24 protein-coding genes are annotated in these 24,375 nt (G+C 47.6%); 20 read left to right on the top strand and 4 right to left on the bottom strand.

Annotated elements, in window-relative coordinates:
• Positions 1–5: 5 nt before the first annotated feature.
• Together J7E26_RS11725 and J7E26_RS11720 are read left to right on the top strand one after the other, a co-directional pair.
• Positions 6–701 carry a metal ABC transporter ATP-binding protein gene (locus tag J7E26_RS11725; RefSeq protein WP_214804135.1) on the top strand — a complete coding sequence of 232 codons (696 nt, stop codon included), beginning with the start codon at positions 6–8 and terminating at the stop codon, positions 699–701.
• Complete coding sequence (locus J7E26_RS11720; RefSeq protein ID WP_214804134.1) at positions 659–1,498, top strand: metal ABC transporter permease; 840 nt, start codon at positions 659–661, stop codon at positions 1,496–1,498. Before J7E26_RS11725 ends, J7E26_RS11720 begins: the two co-directional genes overlap by 43 nt.
• Before the next feature lie 58 nt (positions 1,499–1,556).
• Here J7E26_RS11720 and J7E26_RS11715 read toward each other — a convergent pair whose 3' ends face one another.
• Positions 1,557–2,552, bottom strand: a complete 996-nt coding sequence (locus J7E26_RS11715) for an LLM class flavin-dependent oxidoreductase (protein ID WP_214813330.1) — start codon at positions 2,550–2,552, stop codon at positions 1,557–1,559.
• A gap of 250 nt (positions 2,553–2,802) precedes the next feature.
• Between J7E26_RS11715 and J7E26_RS11710 the strand changes: the two genes are divergently transcribed.
• The 10 genes from J7E26_RS11710 to J7E26_RS11665 all read left to right on the top strand — a co-directional run bounded on the left by J7E26_RS11710 (position 2,803) and on the right by J7E26_RS11665 (position 13,114).
• The gene (locus J7E26_RS11710) at positions 2,803–3,402 is read left to right on the top strand and encodes a TerD family protein (protein WP_214804132.1); all 600 of its coding nucleotides are present in this window, start codon (positions 2,803–2,805) and stop codon (positions 3,400–3,402) included.
• A gap of 22 nt (positions 3,403–3,424) precedes the next feature.
• The gene (locus tag J7E26_RS11705) at positions 3,425–4,006 is read left to right on the top strand and encodes a TerD family protein (RefSeq protein WP_214804131.1); all 582 of its coding nucleotides are present in this window, start codon (positions 3,425–3,427) and stop codon (positions 4,004–4,006) included.
• A 32-nt stretch (positions 4,007–4,038) separates the two neighbouring features.
• Entirely contained in the window at positions 4,039–4,617 is a 579-nt protein-coding gene (locus J7E26_RS11700; protein WP_214804130.1) for a TerD family protein, read from the top strand.
• A gap of 39 nt (positions 4,618–4,656) precedes the next feature.
• The gene (locus tag J7E26_RS11695; RefSeq protein ID WP_214804129.1) at positions 4,657–5,430 is read left to right on the top strand and encodes a TerC family protein; all 774 of its coding nucleotides are present in this window, start codon (positions 4,657–4,659) and stop codon (positions 5,428–5,430) included.
• 72 nt (positions 5,431–5,502) lie between these two features.
• Positions 5,503–7,125 carry a YceG family protein gene (locus J7E26_RS11690; protein ID WP_214804128.1) on the top strand — a complete coding sequence of 541 codons (1,623 nt, stop codon included), beginning with the start codon at positions 5,503–5,505 and terminating at the stop codon, positions 7,123–7,125.
• A 6-nt stretch (positions 7,126–7,131) separates the two neighbouring features.
• Positions 7,132–8,223 carry a toxic anion resistance protein gene (locus tag J7E26_RS11685; protein ID WP_214804127.1) on the top strand — a complete coding sequence of 364 codons (1,092 nt, stop codon included), beginning with the start codon at positions 7,132–7,134 and terminating at the stop codon, positions 8,221–8,223.
• A 116-nt stretch (positions 8,224–8,339) separates the two neighbouring features.
• Positions 8,340–9,545 carry an MFS transporter gene (locus J7E26_RS11680; RefSeq protein ID WP_214804126.1) on the top strand — a complete coding sequence of 402 codons (1,206 nt, stop codon included), beginning with the start codon at positions 8,340–8,342 and terminating at the stop codon, positions 9,543–9,545.
• Between the two features lie 582 nt (positions 9,546–10,127).
• Positions 10,128–11,384: a quaternary amine ABC transporter ATP-binding protein gene (gene opuAA / locus J7E26_RS11675; protein ID WP_214804125.1), complete on the top strand. Its 1,257-nt coding sequence runs from the start codon at positions 10,128–10,130 to the stop codon at positions 11,382–11,384.
• Positions 11,385–12,233, top strand: a complete 849-nt coding sequence (gene opuAB, locus J7E26_RS11670; RefSeq protein WP_214804124.1) for an ABC transporter permease — start codon at positions 11,385–11,387, stop codon at positions 12,231–12,233. It begins immediately after the preceding gene.
• Positions 12,233–13,114 (top strand): glycine betaine ABC transporter substrate-binding protein, encoded by an 882-nt coding sequence (locus tag J7E26_RS11665; protein WP_214804123.1) that lies wholly within the window; start codon positions 12,233–12,235, stop codon positions 13,112–13,114. Before opuAB ends, J7E26_RS11665 begins: the two co-directional genes overlap by 1 nt.
• A 30-nt stretch (positions 13,115–13,144) precedes the next feature.
• Here J7E26_RS11665 and J7E26_RS11660 read toward each other — a convergent pair whose 3' ends face one another.
• A complete protein-coding gene (locus J7E26_RS11660) occupies positions 13,145–14,266 on the bottom strand; it encodes a M20 peptidase aminoacylase family protein (protein WP_214804122.1) in 1,122 nt (373 codons plus the stop codon).
• A 133-nt stretch (positions 14,267–14,399) separates the two neighbouring features.
• Between J7E26_RS11660 and J7E26_RS11655 the strand changes: the two genes are divergently transcribed.
• The 3 genes from J7E26_RS11655 to J7E26_RS11645 all read left to right on the top strand — a co-directional run bounded on the left by J7E26_RS11655 (position 14,400) and on the right by J7E26_RS11645 (position 17,660).
• Entirely contained in the window at positions 14,400–15,833 is a 1,434-nt protein-coding gene (locus tag J7E26_RS11655; protein WP_214804121.1) for a YfcC family protein, read from the top strand.
• Positions 15,834–15,925: 92 nt separating this feature from the next.
• Positions 15,926–16,399, top strand: coding sequence for a DUF6773 family protein (locus tag J7E26_RS11650; RefSeq protein WP_214804120.1), 474 nt, complete (start codon positions 15,926–15,928; stop codon positions 16,397–16,399).
• Positions 16,400–16,706: 307 nt separating this feature from the next.
• On the top strand, positions 16,707–17,660 hold the full coding sequence (locus J7E26_RS11645) for an L-lactate dehydrogenase (protein ID WP_214804119.1): 954 nt from the start codon (positions 16,707–16,709) through the stop codon (positions 17,658–17,660).
• A gap of 40 nt (positions 17,661–17,700) precedes the next feature.
• Here the strand turns inward: J7E26_RS11645 and J7E26_RS11640 are convergent, their stop codons facing one another.
• Positions 17,701–19,233, bottom strand: coding sequence for an MDR family MFS transporter (locus tag J7E26_RS11640; protein ID WP_214813327.1), 1,533 nt, complete (start codon positions 19,231–19,233; stop codon positions 17,701–17,703).
• A gap of 114 nt (positions 19,234–19,347) precedes the next feature.
• On the opposite strand from J7E26_RS11640, the gene J7E26_RS11635 reads away from it, so the two are divergent.
• The 3 genes from J7E26_RS11635 (at position 19,348) to J7E26_RS11625 (ending at position 21,331) form a co-directional block, all read left to right on the top strand.
• Positions 19,348–19,809, top strand: coding sequence for a MarR family transcriptional regulator (locus J7E26_RS11635; protein ID WP_214804117.1), 462 nt, complete (start codon positions 19,348–19,350; stop codon positions 19,807–19,809).
• A gap of 63 nt (positions 19,810–19,872) precedes the next feature.
• Entirely contained in the window at positions 19,873–20,502 is a 630-nt protein-coding gene (locus tag J7E26_RS11630; RefSeq protein WP_214804116.1) for a LysE family translocator, read from the top strand.
• A gap of 67 nt (positions 20,503–20,569) precedes the next feature.
• A complete protein-coding gene (locus J7E26_RS11625) occupies positions 20,570–21,331 on the top strand; it encodes a YqcI/YcgG family protein (protein ID WP_214804115.1) in 762 nt (253 codons plus the stop codon).
• Position 21,332: 1 nt separating this feature from the next.
• Here the strand turns inward: J7E26_RS11625 and J7E26_RS11620 are convergent, their stop codons facing one another.
• Positions 21,333–22,664, bottom strand: a complete 1,332-nt coding sequence (locus J7E26_RS11620) for an amino acid permease (RefSeq protein WP_214804114.1) — start codon at positions 22,662–22,664, stop codon at positions 21,333–21,335.
• Positions 22,665–22,786: 122 nt separating this feature from the next.
• On the opposite strand from J7E26_RS11620, the gene J7E26_RS11615 reads away from it, so the two are divergent.
• Complete coding sequence (locus J7E26_RS11615; protein WP_214804113.1) at positions 22,787–23,383, top strand: DUF1989 domain-containing protein; 597 nt, start codon at positions 22,787–22,789, stop codon at positions 23,381–23,383.
• A 131-nt stretch (positions 23,384–23,514) separates the two neighbouring features.
• Positions 23,515–24,333, top strand: coding sequence for an ammonia-dependent NAD(+) synthetase (gene nadE, locus J7E26_RS11610; protein WP_214804112.1), 819 nt, complete (start codon positions 23,515–23,517; stop codon positions 24,331–24,333).
• Positions 24,334–24,375 lie beyond the last annotated feature (42 nt).

The following is a 24,375-nucleotide window of genomic DNA, read 5'->3' as shown; positions in this document are numbered from 1 at the left end:
TCAGCATGAATCTCGTTACATTAAAGGATATCGTTTTTGGTTATTCACATACACCTGTGCTTGACGGCGTGTCGCTGGAAATTGAAAGCGGCGAATTCGTCGGTATTACAGGCCCGAACGGCGCGTCAAAATCGACGCTGATGAAAGTGATGCTCGGCATGCTCAGACCTTGGGAAGGCACGGCCGAGATCAGCAAAAAAAATGAAGCTGGCAAACGCCTGACGATCGGCTATGTTCCGCAGCAGATTTCTTCATTTAACGCCGGATTCCCGAGTACGGTCCTCGAGCTTGTGCAGTCAGGCCGCTATACGAAAGGAAAATGGTTTAAGCGCTTGAATGAAACGGATCATCATGAAGTGGAAAATGCGCTGAAAATGGTGGAAATGTGGGAGCTTCGCCACCGGAAAATCGGAGATCTCTCAGGCGGGCAGAAGCAAAAGATCTGCATTGCGAGAATGCTTGCGAGCAATCCTGATCTGCTGATGCTTGATGAACCGACAACAGCAGTTGATTACGAAAGCAGACAGGGCTTCTACGAATTTATGCATCATCAGGTGAAAAACCACAACCGCACCGTCGTGATGGTGACACACGAACAAAACGAAGTACAGAAATACTTAGATAAAGTGATAAGACTTGAGAGGGGGGAAAAAGGCGGATGGAAATGTTTGACTTGGAATTCATGCGACGAGCTTTTCTAGCGGGAAGTATGATCGGCATTATCGCGCCGATATTAGGTGTATATCTCGTGCTGAGAAGACAGGCGCTGATGGCGGATACGCTGTCACACATTTCATTGTCGGGTGTTGCCATCGGTTTTTTTCTCAGTACGAATATTACGGCAGCCAGTATCGTCGTCGTCACCATCGGGGCGATCGGCATTGAATACATGCGGCGGGCATACCGTACATATTCAGAGGTGTCTATCGCAATCTTAATGGCGGCCGGCCTGTCATTTGCGATGTTTCTGATCAGCCTGTCAAAAGGCGGGTCGGCGATGAGCATAGACCAATACTTATTCGGCTCGCTTGTGACGGTCAGCCAGCAGCAAGTGTATATTATCGGCGGCATTACCCTGTTGATTTTGCTCTATTTCATTATTCTGAACAGGCCGCTGTATCTGCTCACCTTTGACGAAGCGACCGCTAAGACGTCCGGCATTAATACGAATCTGCTTTCGATGTCTTTCAGCATCGTGACGGGACTTGCGATTTCGGTTATTATCCCGATTATCGGCGTGCTGCTCGTTTCCGCGCTGCTCGTATTGCCCGCAGCCTTTGCCATCCGTATCGCCAAAGGCTTTAAATGGGTGTTTGCGGCAGCGATTATCATTTCTCTGTTCAGCGTGTTCACGGGGCTGACTTCTTCCTACCAGCTCGGAACGCCTCCGGGGCCGTCGATCACATTGCTGTTAATCATTCTGCTTCTGCTCGGCTTTACGCTGCAGGGGATTTGGAATGCGTTTAAAAAAGGAAAAGAACGAAAAAACCGCCGTTAATGCGGAGCAGCAGTTTATCTTTCTCTGGAAACTGCTGCTCCGTTTTTAACGGCCTTTTTTATAGAAACAACTTTGCAAGCCGCTCATACGTTTCTTTTTTCGCTTCGACATCAAAAACGTTGCAAAGCACCATGATTTCTTCTGTGCCATATCGTGTTGCAAGCTCAAGCAGGCGGCGTTTTACTGTCGCCGGCGAACCGATTACCATCCGCTTCCTGTTTTCTTCTATTTGCTTACGGTCAGCCTCCGAATACGGATATGCTTTGGCTTCTGCGATGTCCGGCACGCGGCTGTCCGTCCCTTTCCCGACCCGGAGCAGCCACAAATCCTGACTTAATGCAAGCTCCTCGGCTTCCTCATCCGTGGCTGCGCAGATGACAAAGACGGCAAACAGCAGTGCGGGAGCGGCGAAATGGGCGGAGGCCCGAAAGCTGTCCCGATAGACCTGGCAGAATTTCTCCCCGCGTTCCGGGTTGATGAAATGGCCGAATACATAGCCCGCCCCCTGCTGAGCCGCGCGTCTGGCGCTGTTTTCTCCGAGGCCGAGCACCCATAGTTCAGGCGCCGTTTCGATAAGCGGCGCTGTTTTGATTCCTGAGTAAGCGTGATCTGACGGGATCGAATCTGTCAGAAAGTAAGACAAATCCTGAAGCTGCCTGCTGAACTCGGTCATGCTTTTCTTGACCCCGTCAGTCAGGGCGAGCCGGGTTTTTGTCGTGCCGCCGGGGGAGCGGCCGACTCCGAGATCAATCCTGTTCGGATACAGCGCCTCAAGCTGCCGGAACGTTTCCGCAACTTTATATGGGCTGTACTGCGGCAGAAGAACACCTCCTGAGCCGACGCGGATCGATTTCGTGCAAGCCGCAATATGGGCTATCATAATTTCCGGGGCAACACTCGCAAGCCCTCTTGTACTGTGATGCTCAGCAAACCAGTACCGCTTATAGCCCCAGCCTTCACTAAGGCGGGCGAGCTCCGCCGAATGCCGGAGCGTATCGGCAGGCCCGTTTCCTTTGGATATAGGCGCCTGATCAAGTATGCTTAATTCAATCAATCGACTGCCCCTTTCTCAAATCGTATTGATACAAGGATAGGAAAAATCATTCGCCGCCGTCAATTTCTTTGTCTGCCGTTTAGGCCGGTTTTTTTCGCGGTTTTTCGTCAAAATTTCTGATGTTTTATGAAACTTTGCTATAATAAAAGACGTATATATAATTAAACTCCGGGATTCTTGTCCCGGAAAATCGTAAAATTGCGTACACGTAACGTGCTTATAGGCACCTTTAAGAATAGGAGTGAATCATATGGCGATCTCTTTAGAAAAAGGACAGCGGATTGATTTAACAAAAGGAAAAGCCGGCCTGTCAAAACTGTTAGTAGGTCTTGGCTGGGATCCGGTGTCATCAGGCGGCGGTTTCTTTGGAAAGCTGTTCGGCGGAGGCGGTGCTGATATCGACTGTGACGCTTCAGTACTGATGCTTGAAAATGATAAAATGACAGACAGTAAAAACGTCATCTATTTCGGCAGTCTGAAAAGCCGCTGCGGCGGTGTCGTACATACGGGTGATAACCTGACGGGCGACGGTGACGGCGATGATGAACAAATTCTCGTAGATTTGGCGAAAGTGCCTGCGCATATTAATAAGCTTGTCTTTGTCGTCAACATTTACGACTGTGTCAGAAGAAAACAGGACTTCGGGATGATTCAAAACGCGTTTATCCGCGTCGTTGACCAGGCCAACCGCGAAGAGCTAGTCACTTATAATTTAAGAGATAACTATTCAGGCAGAACAAGCCTGATCGCGGCTGAAATTTACCGCCAGGACGGCGAATGGAAATTCGCAGCTGTGGGCGAAGGCACAAATGATACAAAAATAGGCGATATCGTCAACCGATACGCATAAACCGAAAAAGGAGAGTGTGAACATGGCAATTTCATTGGCAAAAGGACAAAAAGTAGATTTGACAAAAACAAACCCGGGCCTGTCTAAAGTCGTTGTCGGTCTTGGCTGGGATACGAATAAATACGACGGCGGACACGATTTTGATTTAGATTCAAGCGTCTTTCTTTTAAATGCGGAAGGAAAATGCGCGTCACCTGACGATTTTATTTTCTATAATCAGCTTGAAGGCGGAAACGGCTCTGTCGCACATTCAGGCGACAACCTGACAGGACAGGGCGAGGGCGATGATGAAAGCGTAAAAGTCAACTTGAGCGCGGTGCCGGCCGGCATTGACAGAATCTCATTCGTCATCACGATTCATGAAGCGGAAGCGCGCGGCCAAAACTTCGGACAAGTGTCTAACGCGTTTGTGCGCATTGTAAATGAAGAAACAAATGAGGAGCTGATCCGCTACGATCTGGCTGAAGATTTTTCAATTGAAACAGCCATTATCGCGGGTGAGCTTTACAGACATAACGGCGAGTGGAAATTTTCAGCGATCGGCTCAGGCTACCAAGGCGGGCTGGCCCGTATTGCGACAGACTACGGTCTGCAAATCGGTTAAAAGATACAAAACACAGAAGGGAGAGATGCAGCATGGCTATTCAATTGGCGAAAGGACAGCGTGTTGATCTGACAAAAACGAATCCGGGGCTTACAAAAGCGGTGATCGGCTTAGGCTGGGATACGAATAAGTACTCCGGAGGGCATGATTTTGACCTTGACGCGTCGGCCTTTTTGGTCGATGCCAATGACAACTGTGTAAATGATCTTGATTTTGTTTTCTACAATAACCTGGAGCACCCGAGCGGCGGCGTCATCCATACGGGTGATAACCGGACGGGGGAGGGGGAAGGAGACGACGAGCAGATTATCGTTGACTTCTCTAATATACCCGCAAACATTGAAAAAATCGGCATCACCGTTACGATTCATGATGCGGAAGCGCGCAGCCAAAACTTTGGACAAGTCTCTAACGCGTTCGTACGCGTCGTTGATGAGGCCAATCAAAATGAACTGCTCCGTTTTGATTTAGGCGAGGACTTTTCCATCGAAACGGCTGTTGTTGTTTGTGAGCTGTACCGCCACGGCGCCGAGTGGAAATTTAACGCTATCGGCAGCGGATTTTCCGGCGGTTTGGCATCACTTTGCCGGAATTACGGCTTGCAAGTGTAATAGAGAAATTACCGTTTTTACTAAATAGGAGGAAAAAACTTGGATTTTTTACATCATATTATGTCGACCTACGCTTCCTTTTTTGATTGGAAAATGTGGGGAGAGGTGCTGACTGACCCTGTATCGTGGGGCCTGATCGGTTCCTTGGTTCTTTTAGAAGGCCTGCTGTCGGCCGACAACGCATTAGTGCTTGCGGTTATGGTAAGGCATCTGCCTGAAAAACAGCGGAAAAAAGCATTAACGTACGGTTTGTTCGGGGCATACCTTTTCCGTTTCATTTTTATCGGGATCGGAATGCTGCTCATTAAGTTCTGGTGGATTAAAGTGCTTGGCGCACTGTACCTGGCTTGGCTCGTCATTAAGCATTTCTGGATCGGAGAAGGGGACGACGATACGGAAGGCATGAAGAAAAATTCTTGGATGGTCCGTACGTTCGGGATTTTTTGGGCCACTGTTATTTCAGTGGAATTAATGGATCTCGCCTTCTCTGTAGACAGCATTTTGGCCGCATTTGCGGTATCGGAAAAAGTATGGGTGCTCTTGATCGGCGGTATGCTCGGCATACTCATGATGCGTACAGTCGCAAAAGTATTCCTCGTTTTAATTGATAAGATTCCTGAGCTTGAGAACACGGCTTTTGTGTTAATCGGGATTATTGCCGTAAAAATGGCGGGGAGCGCCTTTGGTTATGAAATGCCGCACGCTTTGTTCTTCCTGATTATTATCGCTGCGTTTGTGGTGACGTTTATCATTCACTATTTCAACAAACAAAAGCAGGTTCAGGAACAAACTGCTGCATCTAAAGAAGAATAAAACAAAAAAGGAGGGAGAGTTCATTTCCTTCCTTTTTTGTACCGGAATGACAGAGAGGAAAGGAGGAAGATGATGAAGCAAGAAGAATTGGCGATCCATAAGGCTGAGCCGGAAAACGATGACTGGGAAAGCATCCTGTTTCAGACGCTGCCGGAACGCCCCGCGTATGAACGGGAAAACGGACTGGCCTTTACACGGCTCGCCGGCCGGATTTTGGGCACCCCTTTTGATGAAACGGAGTATTACAATAAGCTTTACGAGCTGTCATCTCATCAAAACATCCATGTCTTAAGCGAAACGCTTGATAAAACGATCGCGCCGGAAACGTTTCAGGCGCTTCAAAACATTCATATGATCAATCAAAAAGAAAAAGGGCTTTCCGTATCCCGATTTGTCGCGTTTCTAGACGGAGGCCGGCTGCTTGCAAAACATACGAATCCCCTGATGCACCGCCGCCTGAGAACTGCATTTATGACGCTTTTGGAAACCTTTGCAAACCGGCATGAAAAGGGACTGAACGATCCCGATTTCCGCCGGGTGCTTTTGGATGTGTCGAAGTTTTCGCTGAACCACCTGAATCCTTGGCTCGAACAGGCCGATATAGAGCGTGAGATGCCGAAGGTGGTGTGGTACGGAGACGCGACGAAAAGCCAGCTCTATTTTCTCTATTATGTAATGCTGATCGGCTGTGATGTGCTTTTGTTTCACCCGGCGGCAGAGGACCAGTTCAGCATGATTGACCCTGATCAGAAGCTCAGCTTCACGATCAGGCTTCCCGCTGTAAACAGCCTCCAGCCTTTTCCGAAAGAAAAGCCGGACAGGACGTCCACGGTTGCTTATCGGTCGACGAAAGAATTTGAGCACGTGCTGAACCATGAAGAATCCATGATGTATAAGCCGTGGCAGTTCAGAGAACACACCCCGCAGTCCGTGACATTAAAAACAACGTATGATGAATTGTTTCTCATCGCGAAGGAGCGGGCGTTCATCCGTCCGCAATTTAAGGCGGGCAGAGATAAGGTTGTGATTCCGAACCTTTTTGCTAAGGTGATGGGTGTCTCAAAAGATACAAAAGAATATTGGAGCAGGCTGCATACGGTCGCAGATTATCAGGAAACTCACATGATCCGCCGGTTTCCGTTTACAGAAGAGGTCAAATCCAATTATCAATACCATTACAGCCAGGTTTTAAATGAAGACGGAGCCATTGACGCGGACAGGCTCAAAAAAAGCAACATCTGGCAGTATAAACATCTGCCGTCTGGCGTGCAGACCGCTATCGCCAATGTGATGTCTGACATGTGCAGAAATCCCGGGCTGAAGGCTTTGCCTCAGGAGCAGAAAAAGGATGTCAGTATTTATTTGTTCCGCCAAGCGGCAAACCTTCCCGCTTCACTGCTGCAATTGATCCAAACATTTGATTACGTGCAGACCGTTCCGAAGCTGCTTCTGTATCACACGGAACACAGCGGAGAATTGACGCGTTCGGACGCGGCCGCTCTTTTGTTTTTGAATGAAATCGGCGTCGACATCATCTTGTACAATCCGCCGGGGCATCAGGACATTGAGCATTATATAAAAGAAGACCAATATGACGTCCACTGGCTGGAGGACATGGTGTTTCAGCAGGAATATAAGGAGCCGTCACTTGTAAGGAAGCTGTTTAGAACCATTACGCAAAAGCAGGGAGAGTAAATAAACATGACCACAGAAAATCAAAATCCGCTTGTTCTTGATAAAAATGAAGAGATTTCTGAACAACAAGCTGACGATATCAGACTGCAGCTGCGCCAAGATCCTGAGGTGCAGCACATAGCGCAGCAAATTGACGTGAAAAACCAAATGGAGCTGCTCGAGTACGGGAAAGAGCCCGCTGTTGAAATCTCGAAGTTTTCCGACCGCATCTTAAATATGATGAAAACCACAAGCGTCACGGATTCAGGCACAATGCTGACGCAGCTTGGAAAAATCATGGACCGTTTTGACAAAAATGATTTCGACGAGCCGAAAGGATTTTTGGCTAAAATGTTCAAACGCGGAAACAGCATGATTGAAAAAATCTTTCAAAAATACCGCACCCTTGGCGGAGAAATTGAAAAGATCCACGTTGAAATTTCGAAATACAAAGATGAAATGGCGAAAACGAATCAGACGCTTGATGAGATGTATGAAAACAACATTAACTACTACATGGCGCTTGAAAAGTATGTTGTTGCCGGCCAAATGAAGCTTGAGGAAATGCAGGCGCTTATCCCTTCCTATGAAGAAAAAGCGGCGGGAGGCAACCAGCTTGCGCAAATGCAGCTTGATACGCTGCGCAACGGACTTCAGGCGCTTGAAGAACGCGTATATGATCTAGACATGGCGCGGATGGTGGCGCTGCAAACCGCCCCGCAAATCCGTCTGCTCCAGCGCGGGAATACGAAGCTGATCGGAAAAATTAACTCCGCTTTCGTCATCACGATTCCGATCTTTAAAAACGGCATTATTCAAGCCGTCACCGTAAAACGCCAAAAGCTTGTGGCTGATTCAATGAGCGAGCTGGACCGCCGCACGAATGAAATGCTGAAACGCAATGCGGAAAATATATCCAGACAAAGCGTTGAGATTGCCCGGATGGCCGGCCGCCCGAGCATTGATATTGAAACGATTGAATCTTCATGGAATACAATTGTCAGCGGCATGCAGGAAACCAAACAAATCGAGGAAGAAAACAAACGCCTCAGAGAAGACGGCGCGAAACGGATTCTCCAGCTTCAGGATAATATTAAAAACGCCGTTTTAAAGAATTAAACGGCACCCCGCTCGCCTTGCGCAGGCGGGTTTTTTTGCGTAAAAAAATATAATGACAATGTGTAAAGACAAGTGTAAACTTAGGCGGTAATCATTTTCGATTTGAGGTGTTGAATATGAAAAAACAACCCCCTGTTTCTCCGCGCAAGCTTCTCGCGATTGCCGGAATGGGATGGCTGTTTGACGCTATGGATGTCGGAATTTTATCGTTTATTATCGCGGCGCTTCACGCCGATTGGAACTTATCGCCTGAACAAATGAAATGGATCGGCAGTGTCAATTCCATCGGGATGGCGGCGGGCGCCTTTTTATTCGGAATGCTGGCGGACAGGATCGGGCGGAAAAAAGTGTTCATGATCACGCTATTATTGTTTTCTGTCGGAAGCGGCATTTCCGCCTTCGCGACGGGCTTAACCGCCTTTCTCATCCTGCGCTTTCTGATTGGCATGGGTCTTGGCGGAGAGCTTCCGGTAGCCTCAACGCTTGTGTCGGAAGCGTCTGCTCCTGAGAAGCGGGGAAGGATCATCGTGCTGCTTGAAAGCTTTTGGGCAGCCGGCTGGCTGCTTGCCGCTCTCATTTCTTACTTCGTGATCCCGGCGTTCGGCTGGCAAACAGCGCTTCTTATTACGGCGCTTGCCGCATTTTACGCGCTTTATTTGCGGAAAAGCCTGCCGGAATCACCGGCGCAACAGCCATTATCGGCGCAAAAGAAAAGCGTGAGGGCCCAAGTCAAAAGTGTTTGGACGAAACAATATGTGCGCCCGACGGCGATGCTGTCTATCGTGTGGTTTTGCGTTGTTTTTTCTTATTACGGCATGTTTTTGTGGCTTCCGAGCGTCATGCTGATGAAAGGCTTCAGCATGATTGAAAGCTTCGAATATGTGCTGCTGATGACACTAGCCCAGCTTCCGGGATATTTCTCAGCTGCATGGCTGATTGAAAAAGCGGGGCGGAAAAGCATCTTAATGATTTATTTGCTGGGAACGGCAGGCAGCGCTTATTTCTTCGGAGCGGCGGACTCATTGGGAATGCTGCTTTCGGCCGGCATGCTGTTATCCTTTTTTAACCTCGGCGCGTGGGGTGTGCTTTATGCTTACACACCTGAGCAATACCCGGCGGCGATTCGTGCGACCGGTTCGGGCACAACGGCAGCCGTCGGCAGAATCGGCGGCATATTCGGGCCGCTTCTCGTCGGCTCGCTTGCAGCCCGGAACGTCTCGTTTACCGCCATTTTCACCGTCTTTTGCGCGGCGATTCTGATCGCGGTCATCTGTATACTGGTCTTTGGAAAAGAAACGAAACAGACAGAGCTTGCGGACTGAGCATCCTTTTTGGGTGCTTTTTTATGTGAACAATCTGCTGTGAACGGGGGCTTCTATTTCCTCCTCTTCATTAGAGCAAGGCTTACTGAATTTAAGATCAATAAAATCAACAATTTGCTGCCGTAAAGGGAAAAGTAAACGAATTGGAATTCGCCCGGCATGGAGGACGCGGAGACTAATTTTCTAAATAAAGATGGTTTAATATGGAAATTAAAGCCTGGGGCGGTGCCCGGTTTTTATTGTTCGGTCTAAATATTTCCAATGAATCCCTTTTTAAAGAGGGTAAAATCGGTTCTTTATGGGACAGTATCTCAAAAAAGTTCTTTTATTTGTAAAATAAGGTTGGAAATTCAGTTGCCGACACATTTAGCGAAAACGCTCTCAAACCTGATAAACGCTCAATTTTCCCCATAATTTATATTAATTAAGGAGGATTAGAGAGTATTTAGAAGCATAACAGAGGAAAATAAGTCACAGGGATGTTTTTAAAGTAATGATACAAAATAGAAGGGATTATGCCGTTTGTTTGACTTGTTACAAACATGTTACGGTATTAAAGATTGCTTATTATGGAGGGAAAATATGAATTCGGATGAGAAACCAATTAAGATAAAAGTCGAAAATGTATCTAAGGTATTTGGGAAGCAGGCAAAAAAAGCCATTCAGATGCTGTCCAGCGGAAAAAATAAAAAAGAGATCCTGAAAGCAACCGGGTCAACCGTTGGTGTCAATCAAGCAAACTTTGATGTTTATGATGGGGAGATATTTGTCATCATGGGTCTATCGGGGAGCGGTAAATCAACTTTAGTTCGGCTGTTAAACCGGCTTATTGAACCGACTGCCGGGAATATCTATATTGATGGTGACATGATAACAAATATGTCAAAAGACCAGCTCCGGGAAGTGCGCCGGAAAAAAATCAGCATGGTCTTTCAAAAATTTGCGCTGTTTCCGCACAGAACGATTCTTGAAAATACGGAATACGGCCTGGAGCTTCAAGGTGTTGACAAAAAAGAGAGGGAGCAAAAAGCCCTTGACTCGCTTCAGCTTGTCGGCCTTGAAGGATTTGAACATCAATATCCGGATCAGCTCAGCGGAGGAATGCAGCAGCGTGTCGGTCTTGCCCGTGCGCTGACGAACGACCCTGACATTCTTCTGATGGATGAAGCCTTCAGTGCGCTTGATCCGCTGATCCGTAAAGATATGCAGGATGAACTGCTCGATCTTCATGACTCTGTCGGCAAAACGATCATCTTTATCACGCATGACCTTGATGAAGCATTGCGGATCGGTGACAGAATCGTGCTGATGAAAGACGGTAACATCGTTCAGATCGGGACACCGGAAGAAATTCTGATGAGCCCGTCCAATGAATATGTTGAAAAATTCGTTGAAGACGTTGATTTATCGAAAGTCCTGACAGCGGGCCATATCATGAAGCGCGCTGAAACCGTGCGGATTGACAAAGGGCCTCGCGTAGCGCTCCAGCTCATGAAGAACTTGGGTATTTCGTCTATTTACGCCGTTGATAAACAAAAGAAGCTTCTCGGCGTCATTCATGCGGCGGATGCGAAAAAAGCGGTTGAATCCGATTTATCGCTGCAGGATATTTTAAACACAGAATTCACGACGGTGCACGAAAGCACATACTTGACGGAGATTTTCGATGTTGTGTCTGACGCGAACATTCCGATCGCCGTCACAGACGATAAAGAGCGTATGAAAGGCATTGTCGTAAAAGGCGCATTAATCGGCGCGCTTTCAGGCAATAACGATTATATCAATGTTGAAGATTCTGCTGAACAAGCACAGGATTCTTCTGTTCAGGGGGTGAAGTAAATGGACAGATTGCCTAGAATTCCGTTAGCAGATATCGTTGACCGGTTTGTTGACTGGCTTACCATAACGTTCGGAGGTTTCTTTGACGGAATCTCAAACGGTTTGGCCGCTTTTGTAAATGCGATTGTGAGCGGTTTGGGTTACATCCCGTCTATTTTATTAACTGTTATTTTTGCGGCTCTCGCTTGGTGGATCAGCACGAGAGGAATTGCACTCTTTACATTAATCGGATTCCTTGTCATTGATTATTTAGGCTATTGGTCACCGATGCTGCAGACATTGGCGCTTGTTGTGACCTCTGTTCTGATTTCAATTATTATCGGGGTTCCGATCGGGGTGTGGGCATCTCAAAAAGAAACGGTCCGCCGAATTGTTACACCGATTTTAGACTTAATGCAGACTATGCCTGCTTTCGTATACCTATTGCCTGCGATTTTCTTCTTTAATATCGGGGTTGTGCCCGGAGTCGTAGCATCAGTTATTTTCGCGATGCCTCCGACGATCCGCATGACTGTGCTCGGTATTAAACAGGTTCCGGCTGATCTGATTGAAGCGACAGAAGCGTTCGGTTCAACGACGTCCCAGCGTTTGTTTAAAGTTCAGCTTCCGCTTGCTACAAAAACCATTCTGGCCGGAATTAACCAAAGCATCATGCTGGCGTTATCAATGGTTGTTATCGCGGCCATGGTCGGTGCGCCGGGTCTCGGTTCTGAAGTGTACAGCGCCGTGACACAATTGAAAACCGGTATCGGCGTAGAAGCCGGTATCGCGATCGTGATCGTGGCGATTACGCTTGACCGTATTACGCAAAACATTAAAGTGAAGAAAAAGAGCAGGGGGAATGCCTGATGCTTAAGAAAATCATCGGTGTCGGCGTTACCGCTGCACTGGCTCTTTCTCTGGCTGCCTGCGGCTCGCAGGCTGATGGCAACGCATCAGCTGCGGACCAGGTCAACAAGACCATTATTGGTATTGACCCGGGTTCAGGCATTATGGCTCTGACTGATGAGGCTGTGAAGGATTACGGCTTGAAAGACTGGAATGTCGTGTCAGCGTCAAGTGCGGCAATGACAGCGACATTAAAGAAATCCTATGACCGGAAAAAACCGATCATCGTGACGGGCTGGACGCCGCACTGGATGTTCTCCAGATACAAGCTGAAATTCCTCGATGATCCGAAAAAAACGTACGGTACTGCCGAGCAGATTCATACGATTACAAGAACGGGCTTCAGTAAGGAACAGCCGAACGCGGCAAAAGTTCTCAGCCAGTTTAAATGGACGCAGGACGACATGGGGGAAGTCATGATTGCCGTTGAAGAAGGCGAAAAGCCGTCTAAAGTGGCCGCTGATTATGTGAAAAAACATAAGGACCAAGTGGCTCAGTGGACTAAAGGCGCTCATAAAGTGAAGGGCGATAAAATCAACCTTGCTTATGTGGCTTGGGACAGTGAGATCGCGAGTACGAATGTAGTCGGAAAGGTGTTTCAAGACCTTGGCTACGACGTAAAGCTGACTCAAGTTGAAGCAGGCCCGATGTGGACTGCGATCGCTACAGGCAGTGCGGATGCTTCCCTGTCTGCATGGCTTCCGAATACCCATAAAGCCTATGCAGCCAAATATAAAGGGAAATTTGATGACATAGGAACAAGCTTGACAGGCGTGAAGATGGGTCTGGTCGTTCCTCAATATATGAAAAACGTCAATTCAATAGAAGATCTGAAGAAGTAAAAAAAGCAGCCCTGATGACGGGCTGCTTTTTTATGTATCAAACGATGTAAGCACGGCGGCCGTTAAAATCTCAACGCCGGTATATATGGCGCTTCGGTCAAACGTCATGTGCGGATGATGAAGACCGGGCTGAAGTCCGCAGCCCAGTCCGAGCATAGTGGTTTTGAGATTCGGTACTTTAACACCGTAGAAGTGGAAATCCTCGCCCCCGGTCGTCACAAGCGGTTTATCCAGGTTTTCTTCACCGAGAATGTCACGGATCGCCGAGGCCATGACGGCTTCCGCTTCCTTGTTTCGTGTAGCCGCCGGGAGGCTGTGCTCCTTTTGTAATTCGATTTTCGCTCCAAAGGCGGCGGCCGCCGCCTCGCAGGCTCTTTCTGTTTCTGCAGTCAGCTTTTCCATTGCGTCATTCGTCTGGGCGCGCAGATCAAGGCTGAAGGATGCTTTTCCTGGGATGATGTTGGAGCTGTCCCCTCCGGCCTGAAGCTTCGTCATTTTGACGGAATGGGGGATGGCCGGATCAATATGAATGAAGCTGAGCTTTTGGACCAGAAGCGCAGCGATTTCAATACTGTTGATGCCGAGATGCGGTCTCGCTCCGTGTGCTTCCTCCCCGATAATCAGTCCCTCGATATGCTGGCTGGAACCGTGCAGTATGGAAGGGGCGCAGCGGCCGTTCGCCGTTTCCTGTATGGGGCGCACATGCACGCCGTATAAGAAATCAACGTCATCAAGCACGCCTTCTTTGATCATTTTCAGCGCGCCTCCGCCTTTTTCTTCGGCCGGCTGAAAAATAAAGCGGATGGTGCCTTTCGGAAGCTGCGGCTGTTTTTGCAATAGCATCAGTGTGCCGAGCGCCATCGTCATATGGGAATCGTGTCCGCAGGAATGGTTTGCCTGAAAGGTGCCGTCCACCTCCTGCCAAAGCGCGTCGATATCCGCCCGAACCGCCACGACGGGAGAGCCTTCTCCGATTTCGCCGACGACCCCTGTGCAATCAGAAAAAGTGCGAATCCGGCACCCAGCCTCTTTTAATTTTTCTGTCAGAAACTCAGTCGTTTTATACTCCTTCCAGCTCACTTCAGGATGGGCGTGCAGATGGCCGAATATATCCATAATCGTCTGTTTTTCATTGTCTGTGAGTCTGTTCATGCCATATGTCCTCCTTCGAATGTTTGATTTCTTTATTTTTTTATATTGAAACAAGATATAGGTCTGTTTATAATATAGCACATATCTGTATTTTCTGAATAGTTTATAAATTTAGAACGGGATGGTGACACATATGACTGTGCCGAAGGCTGAACCTGTATTGAAAAAGAAAAAATCATTTACCATGCCGGATGCCTATGTTTTGCTGTTTATTGTCGCTTTGCTATGCGCGGTTGCGTCGTATGTCGTTCCGGCGGGGGAATTTGACAGGGTGACAAAGGGTGAGGTGACGTCCGCGGTGCCGGGAAGCTATCATTCGCTTGATCAATCTCCGGTCAGCCCGATCGGCTTTTTTACCGCTATTCAGGAAGGAATGACAAGCTCGGCGCCCATTATCTTTTTAATTCTGTTTACCGGAGGCACCATTGCGATTTTAGAAAAAACGGGTGCCATTAATGGCTTGATCAATAACGTCATCAGTACGTTCCGCACAAAACAGCTGCTATTTATCGCGATCGTCGGTGCGTTATTTTCAATTCTCGGCACGACCGGAATCGTCGTGAATTCGGTGATCGGCTTTATTCCGATCGGTCTGATTGTCGCCCGTTCGCTGAAATGGGATGCCGTGGCGGGCGCGGCCGTCATCTATATCGGCTGCTATGCGGGATTTAATGCCACGATTTTATCTCCATCGCCGCTTGGTTTATCACAAAGTATTGCTGAGCTGCCGCTTTTCTCAGGCATTGGATTGCGTACAGCCATCTACATATGTTTTTTGCTTTCTTCTATTTTATACATTTACCGGTATACAAAAAAATTAAAGAAATCAAAAGATGGCAGTTTATTGGGAAGCAATTGGTTTCCGGCATCGGGCCCCGCTCCGCAAGCTTCTGAAACGGCGGACAAGCCCGTCCTGTTTACAGTTCGCCATAAGCTGATTTTGGCTGTTTCCGCCCTGTCGCTTGCCGGCTTTTTATATGGCGCCCTTACGCTCGGCTGGTCCGATTCGGAGATGGCCGCCGTGTTTATTTTTATCTCGATCGCTTCGGGACTGATAGGGGGAATGGCGGCAAACGATATCGCAAAAACGTTTATCACGGGCTGCCAGGGCCTGATATACGGAGCGCTGATCGTCGGAATGGCGAGAAGCATCTCTGTTATTCTGGAAAGCGGAAAACTGCTTGATACGGTTGTCAATGGGCTTGCTTCTCTTTTACACGGCTTCAGCCCGATGGCCGGCGCGATCGGAATGTATGTCGCCAGCGCCCTGCTGCATTTTCTCATTTCATCGGGGTCGGGAGAGGCTGTTGTGTTTATTCCGATATTGGCTCCGCTCGCTGATTTGATGGGAATTACAAGACAGGTAGCGGTTGAAGCGGTGATGCTCGGGGAAGGAGTTGTGAACTGTGTGAATCCGACATCGGGCGTCCTGATGGCGGTGCTGGCGGCAAGCGGCATTCCATACGTGAAGTGGCTCCGTTTCATGGTCCCGCTTGCGCTGATTTGGTTTGTCATCGGCCTTGTGTTCATCTGTATAGGCGTTTTGATCAAATGGGGACCTTATTAAAGAACATTTTGCCGAGGATTTCAGTTTATCATTGTGAACCGGCGAGATATAATGAGAGGTGTAAGCCATTCATAAAAATACGGGAGGAAGTCATGAATAATCAGCATAACAGACTTTCAAGCGTGAATGGAAAGAGTGAGAGTGTGAAAGAGAAAGAACGAATTATCTGGTCAGAAGTCGGAATGCTAATAGGCACCCTGTCTTTGCTCGACATCATCGTACGCGGACTTGTGTTAGATTGTCCGTTTAGAGAATGGGCCGGAAGCTTGGCGGTTTTCTTCATTATCATCGTTTATTATTGCATCAGAGCAGCTGCATCGGGGATTTTGCTGCCGGTTATTCATTCTGAAGAAACATTGAAAAAACAAATCAGGCGGCAAATGGGGGAAACGCTGGCCGTTTCCGTGATCATTACGCTGATTACTATGTACGACCAAGGAATCCCGCATCACTTAACAGGATGGCTGAAATTGATCGCTTTGTTTCTCGTATGCAGCATGTTTATTTTCCTGATCCGTTATGTTGCAGTAAGGCTGATTTATAGAAGATCTCGCAAAAAAAGCTGAAAAAAGACCCTGCTTTCTTTCAAGCGGGGTCTGGCTTTTTACCCCTTAAGGGCTTTTCTGTTTGCTTTCGCAATGTATGTATGAGCGGCATCAGCATCGGGTAAAGGACAAAAGCCAATTCAGCTTTAAGTACATTTTCTTATTTTCTAATAAGTAAAAAAAAGAACGATCGCAATATTCCTTCCAGCCGACTTTTATAAAAAAGCAAAACTTTTCTCTTGCAAAAGTTTGTGAAATGTTGCACAATATAAATGTGAAATACTTCACAAGTAAAACGACACCACGAAACGCTGGAGGATGAGCATACATGATGAACGAACGAGTGAACAAGGTAGCATTAATCGGAGCAGGTTTTGTTGGAAGCAGTTATGCGTTTGCGTTAATAAACCAAGGGATCACGGATGAACTCGTGATCATTGATGTAAATAAAGAAAAAGCCATGGGAGATGTGATGGATTTAAATCACGGGAAGGCATTTGCGCCTCATCCGGTGAAAACATCTTACGGCACATATGAAGATTGTAAAGATGCCGATATTGTGTGCATCTGTGCCGGGGCAAACCAGAAACCGGGCGAAACAAGACTTGAACTGGTTGAAAAGAATCTGGCTATTTTTAAAGGCATTGTCAGTGAAGTGATGGCAAGCGGGTTTGACGGCATTTTCCTTGTCGCCACAAATCCGGTTGATATTCTGACATATGCGACTTGGAAATTCAGCGGCCTGCCCAAGGAACGTGTGATAGGCAGCGGCACAACATTGGATTCTGCAAGATTCCGTTATATGCTGAGCGAATACTTCGGCGCGGCGCCGCAAAACGTACATGCCCACATTATCGGCGAGCATGGCGATACGGAGCTTCCGGTTTGGAGCCATGCCAATGTCGGCGGAGTGCCCGTTCAGCAGTTGTTAGAGAAAAATGAAGCGTACAAGCAGGAAGAGCTTGATCAAATTGTCGATGATGTAAAAAACGCGGCTTACCATATCATTGAGAAAAAAGGCGCGACGTATTACGGAGTGGCGATGAGCCTTGCCCGTATTACGAAAGCGATTTTGCGTAATGAAAACAGCATATTAACTGTCAGCACGTACGTAAACGGCCAATACGGAACCGATGATGTATATATCGGCGTCCCGGCTGTCGTCAATCGGGACGGTGTTGCCGGCGTGGCAGAGCTTGCGCTGAATGAAAAGGAACAAGCGCAATTCACTCACAGCGCAAATGTGCTGAAGGATATTCTTGCCCCGCATTTTGCTGAGTAAACGAAAAAGCAGTACATGACAAATGCCATGTACTGCTTTTTTAATTCGCTTTTTTCGCTATTTCCTGAGAGGTTTTCACTCTCGCTTTTCCCATAAACAAAACGGTAATGGCTGCAATGACAATCGGCGCCAATGCAAGCATAAAGACGTATGTGATGCTTTGAGACATCGCGTCAATAATCTTATCTAAAATTTGCGGCGGAATATGAGAGCGCGTGCCGGCTTGGAAAATCTCCTGGGGACTGCCCATATTCTGCATCGCGCCGCCCGCTCCTTTCATGCCGCTGAAGGCATCTGACAGCTTATTCGAAAACACATTCGTCTGAATGGTTCCGAAAATCGTAACGCCGAGAGTCATGCCGAATGATCTCAAAAAAGAGTTTGTTGAATTGGCGCTTCCGCGAAAACGCGGCTCAAGGTCGTTCATAGACGCTGCCGGAAGCAGTGAGAAGTTAAAGCCGACGCCGAATCCGGAAATCAGCATAAACACTGTCAGCATCGCCCGCGCAGTATCCGGTGTCATATTGGAAAGCAGCAGCATTCCGATAAAGAAAGCGACAACCGAAATCAGCATTAAATTACGGAAACTCGCTTTCGTTTGGAAGATTCCGCCGATCATACTGCCGATGACCGAACCGAGCATCATCGGTGTCAAAATAAAGCCTGCGCTAGTCGCAGAGCTTCCGTACACAGCCTGTACAAAAATCGGAATGAACACGGCTAAAATAATAAACGTGGCTCCGTAAAGGAAAGCCAAAATCTGCGCCGTGGCAAACAAACGGTTTTTAAACATCCAAAACGAAATAATCGGTTCCTGCGCTTTTCTTTCTACAATAAAGAAGGCAATAAAGAAAACCGCAAATACGGCGACCAGGCCGATGATCTGAACGGAATTCCAGTCATACGTTTTGCCTCCGAGCTCAAGCGCAAACATCAGGCATACAATGGACACCACTAAAGTAATAGCGCCGGCCCAGTCGATTTTTTGCTTTTTGTGCTCAAGTGATTCCTTATAATAACGAAGAATGAAGAACAGTGATAAAACGCCGATCGGCACATTGATATAAAACACCCAGTGCCAGCTGATGGAGTCGGTGATGAGTGCGCCTAAAAGCGGTCCGAGAACGCTGGACAGGCCGAAAACGGCGCCGAACATGCCCGACATTTTTCCGCGCTGCTCAGGCGGAAATAAATCAAAAATGATCGTAAAGGCGATCGGCATCAAGGCGCCCCCGCCGATTCCCTGAATGACACGGTAAATGATGAGCTGATCCATTGTTTGGGCGATCCCGCATAAAGCGGACCCGATTAAGAAAAGAATAAGTCCGAATAAAAAGAAACGCTTCCGCCCGTACATATCAGACAGCTTGCCGTAAATCGGCATACCGGCCATGACAGCCACCATATAAGATGCGGTGACCCATGCGAACTTATCAAAGCTTCCGAGATCAGCCACGATATTTCCCATCGCCGTGGCTACTATTGTATTATCCATAGCTGACATTAAAATGCCCAGCAGCAGCCCGAGGACGACAAATTTCGTCGAGGCGTCCTTTGCGGCTTTTGGTTCCATACTTTTTTCCTCCCATACTTACTTTTTATGATCAGATTTGCTATGATCATATTAACTTGGCCGTTAATTATCTTGATCGTCAAGATAAATTGATTTTATAGGGAGGACTGTCAGTTGTCAACAAGAAATGCCAGAAGTGAGATGGAGGAAACTGCTGTACAGCTTTTTCGAAAGATGGCCACCCGGACGATTCTTTTTCATCAGGCGGCCGCTCAATCTCTCGGTCTGTTCCCCACCGATTTGAAATCAGCTGATATTTTAAATGAATTAGGACCGATGACCGCAGGAGAGCTTGGAAAGAAAACGGGACTCAGCACGGGTTCGGTTACGGCTCTTATCGACAGGCTTGAAAAAGCGGGGTATGCGATGAGAAAAAAAGACCCCGAAGACAGAAGACGGGTCATCATTGTGCCGTTAACAGCCGGGAAGGCCAATGTGAAGCAGCTGTTCAGCTCCTTATCCCAGTCCACGGTCAGCCTTTGCCGGCAATATAAAGAAGAAGAGCTTGAACTGATATTTGATTTTTTAGGAAAAGCCACGGATATTATGGAGAAAGAGCTTGAGAAATTGAAATAATGTATCATAGCCCGGCTGATTCCCGAATAACTTGTACAAGTTGCATGAATGAGGGGGAAGCCAATGAACATCTTTTTAAGCTACATCGTTCTCGGGCTGTCATTGTCTGCGCCTGTCGGACCGGTCAATGCAGCGCAAATTGACAAAGGCATCAAAAACGGCTTTTGGCATGCTTGGATTTTCGGGCTTGGCGCCATGATGGCGGATGGACTGTACATGATCTTAATTTATTTCGGGCTGTCCCATTTTTTGACCGCTCCGCTGGTGAAAACGTTTTTGTGGCTATTCGGTTTTTTTGTGTTGACCTATACGGGAATTGAAACGTTAAGAAATATAAGAGAAGCTATGAATGTAAGGGGCGGGAGAGGGAAGCCGTCATTTCACAAAACGTTTGGATCCGGATTTTTTATTTCTCTCTCTAATCCGCTGAGCATTTTATTTTGGCTTGGCATTTACGGCAGCATCCTCGCCAAAACCGCCGAATCCTTCAACGCGAACCAGCTTCTAATTTACAGCTCCGGCATACTTCTCGGCATTTTAATCTGGGATTTTTGCATGGCGATTGCCGCGAGCACATTCAGAAATCTGCTTCATGAAAAAGCGCTGCGGGGGCTGACAGCCGTTGCGGGCTTGTCACTCATTGCGTTTGGTTTATATTTCGGATGGCAGGGCATTCAATTGCTCATTTCGTAAAGGGAAGGACTGTCACCCATCGCCTATCTCCGTCATATCGTAACTTGACGATACTGGAGGTGGGTCGATGGCAAGCAAGTTATACACAAAAAGTTGCCTCGAGCAAAAAATATTGGAGCTGCCGAAGTGGCAGAAAATCGCCTTTGAGCTCTTGTCTGAAAAAGTGGGGGATGAGGCGGACACGTTTCCGTGCATACCAGGCCGTCAGGGGTTTTTAACAGATCAGCTCCGTATTTCCTTTGCGGGTGATCCCCGAAAGCAGACGACGGCAGAGGAGCTGGGGCTCTTATTGTCCGAATACGGAAAGATATCAAGAAACACCGGAAAATATACGTCGCTGCTTGTGATCTTTGATACGCCCGAAGATTTGGCGGAGCATTACTCAATTGAGGAATATGAGGAGCTGTTCTGGTCATTTTTAAACCGGCTGAGTGAGCACGACCCGAAAGATTGGCCTGAAGACTTTCCGAAAGATCCTGAACATTATAAATGGGAATTTTGTTTTGACGGCGAGCCGTATTTTATCTTGTGCGCGACGCCTGCGCATGAAGCGAGACAAAGCAGAAGCTTCCCGTTTTTTATGCTGGCGTTTCAGCCCAGATGGGTGTTCGAGGGGTTAAATGATTCAACCGCGTTCGGCCGGAACATGAGCAGGCTGATCAGAAAACGTTTAGAGGCATATGACGAAGCCCCGCTTCATCCTCATTTAGGATGGTACGGAGGAAAAGACAATTTAGAATGGAAGCAATATTTCCTCCGTGATGATGAAAAGCAGGTGTCAAAATGCCCCTTTTCATTTTTGAAAGGATTATTTAAACAGACAAAATAAATTATGAACCGGCAGAGCGCTGTCCCTGTTTTTTTTGCACAATCCACGTGACAACGGCAATGATGGCGAGAAAACATAAGCTGACAAAGAAACCGGGCCTGCTTGATTTCTCAAACAGCGTGCCGGATACAGCCGCGATAATCAGCACCATGGCGGCAAAAATCTGCGTGTTTCCCATCTTTGTCGGTTCGGTTAGCTTCTTGCTGGAAAAGAGAATAAACATCCACGTAAAAAGAAGCATCAGTCCCGCCGCAGTGGTCATATGCTCATAAATATTTTTCGGCAGCACCAATGACAAAAGGATCGAAACGATAAGCCCGGCAAACGTCAGTCCGAGCGCCGGCCAGCATACCTTTTTTCCTTCTTTTAACGTAAAGCATTTTGGCGCATCTCCGTCATCAGCCATTGTACAGAGCAATGTCGTCACCGCAAACAGAGACGCGACGAGCGTAGAAAAACCCGCAATAATAAAAATGCCGTTGAAAATATCAAGGACGACATTCAAATGAAAGCCTTTAAGAGATGTGATAAACGGGCTGTCCTGCTCGGTAAATTTGTGTAAAGGCACTAAAAGCAGCGCAAGGCCGATAGATATGACGTAAATGACCGCCAAAACGGCGAGCATCAGTTTACCCGACTTTGCCGCTTCCTCAGGTTTTTTCAAATGAACCGTCATCAGCCCCATGACTTCAATTCCTCCAAATGCATAAAACGCGTAAATCAGCCCCGTCCATAATCCCATCGCTCCGTAAGGAAACAAATGCTTTGATTCACTCGGAACATGTATGTCCGGTTTGTGAGACGAAAAAATGCCGCACAGCGCTAAAACAGCGATGATGATAAACATAAAAATCGCCGCCGTTTTGACAACCGCGAGAACATGCTCTGTTTTTTCAAAAACGGACAGCCCCGTAAAAATAATCAACAGACCGAGAACCGCGTAGATCGAGGCGAAAACCCAAAGCGGCACATTTGGAAACCAATGCTTCGTAAACAGCGAGATGGCTGTCAGCTGGCTTCCGGTGATCAGCATTTCTGACGACCAGTATACCCATCCGTTACTGAAACCGGCCCATGTACCGAACGCTTTTCTCGCATAAGCACAAAAAGATCCTTTTTCAGGCTGTTTTGCCGAAAGCTTTGCGAGCTGTTCAAAGACAAAGTATGTGCCGAGCCCCGCGATGAGAAACGAGATTAGCACGGAAAATCCGCTTTTGACAATAGCGATGCTCGAACCGAGAAAGAAGCCGGTTCCGATTGTGCAGCCGATGCCGATTAAGGACAGCTGCCACCAGTCCAGATTTCCTTTAGGCTGGTCCTGTGATTTACCCATGAAGTTCAACCCCTTTATCAAAGATTAGATTGCGGCCAGCGGAAGGAGAATATACATCCAATAAATTGCTTTACATGAAACAAACGGCGGGGGTCATAATAGAAGAAAAAAGGAGCAGGCCGATGACACAGCAATTTATCGTTCCGCCGAAAAAAGGACTCGGGCTGAAAGTGCATAAAGGGCAAATCATTAAAGTAGTTGATGTGGAAGGACAGCAGGTGGCTGACTTTACGGCGTACCATGCCAAGGACTTTTATGAGCATCTTGATCAGGGCGCGACCATCGATGCCAACCAGTCCATCAATGTAAAAGTCGGCAATCATATTTATTCGAATTTGTACAAGCCGATGCTGACGCTAATTGAAGATACAGTCGGCAAGCACGACCTGCTTCTGCCGGCATGCCGTCCGGATATGAACAGGCTCTTATACGGAAAGCATAAAGACGAGCTGCAGGATACGTGTTACGACAATATGAGCGGGGCTCTTGAACAGTTTGGCGTGCCGCGGCCGCATATGCATTATCCGTTCGCGATCTTTATGAATACGGTGCTTGATGAAAAAGGGAATTTGTCTGTCGAGACGCCGCTGTCTGACGCCGGCGATTATGTGCGGCTTCGGGCGGAGATGGATCTTGTGGTTGCGTTTTCGTCATGCCCGATTGAAAAAGGGAAATGCAATGGAGAAAGCATCACGGCGCTGCGCGTGGAAATCAGCTGACCACTGCGTGTATTGTTCACTTAAAATCAGTACCTGTGCTATATTTAACAGAGTCGTACATAGTGGCATGATTCATTTTCGTCATGAGAGGGAAATGAATGATAAAGAACAGTGCAGGAGGAGTGATTGGAATGAGCATGCAACAACATATTATGAACGATCTACACGTAAAGCCATCAATTGATCCGAAACAAGAAATTGAGGACAGGGTGAATTTTCTTAAACAATATGTGAAAAAAACGGGTGCTAAAGGCTTTGTATTAGGCATCAGCGGCGGCCAGGATTCAACGCTTGCGGGCCGTCTCGCCCAAATGGCTGTGGAAAGTATCAGAGAAGAAGGCGGAAATGCCGAATTCATCGCCGTGCGTCTGCCGCACGGCACACAGCAGGACGAGGATGATGCCCAAATGGCGCTCACATTTATCAAGCCTGACAAATCATGGACATTTGACATTAAAACCACGGTCAGCGCATTTGCTGATCAATACAAAAAAGAAACCGGAGATCAGTTGTCTGACTTTAACAAAGGAAATGTAAAGGCCAGAACGAGAATGATCGCACAATATGCCATCGGCGGACAAGAAGGCTTGCTCGTCATTGGAACCGACCATGCTGCTGAAGCGGTGACCGGTTTCTTCACGAAGTACGGAGACGGCGGCGCCGATGTATTGCCGCTGACAGGCTTAACGAAACGCCAGGGCAGATGTTTATTAGAGGAGCTGGGCGCGCCGGAACGCCTGTACCTGAAATTACCGACAGCCGACCTGCTGGATGACAAACCGCAGCAAACGGACGAAACCGAACTAGGCATCACTTACAATGATATCGATGACTATTTAGAAGGCAAAGAGGTCTCAGCCGAAGTATCCGAGGCGCTCGAAAAACGCTATATGAGCACTGAGCATAAACGCCAGGTGCCGGCATCTATGTTTGATGATTGGTGGAAATAGAACTAAAAAACCTCCCTTTTTGGGGACTGACCCCCGTTTTTG

The organism is Bacillus sp. ISL-51, assembly GCF_018613535.1.
Taxonomy (GTDB): Bacteria; Bacillota; Bacilli; order Bacillales; family Bacillaceae; genus Bacillus.
The sequence above is the reverse complement of the archived record's forward strand: the minus strand, read 5'-3'. Positions and strand labels throughout refer to the sequence as shown.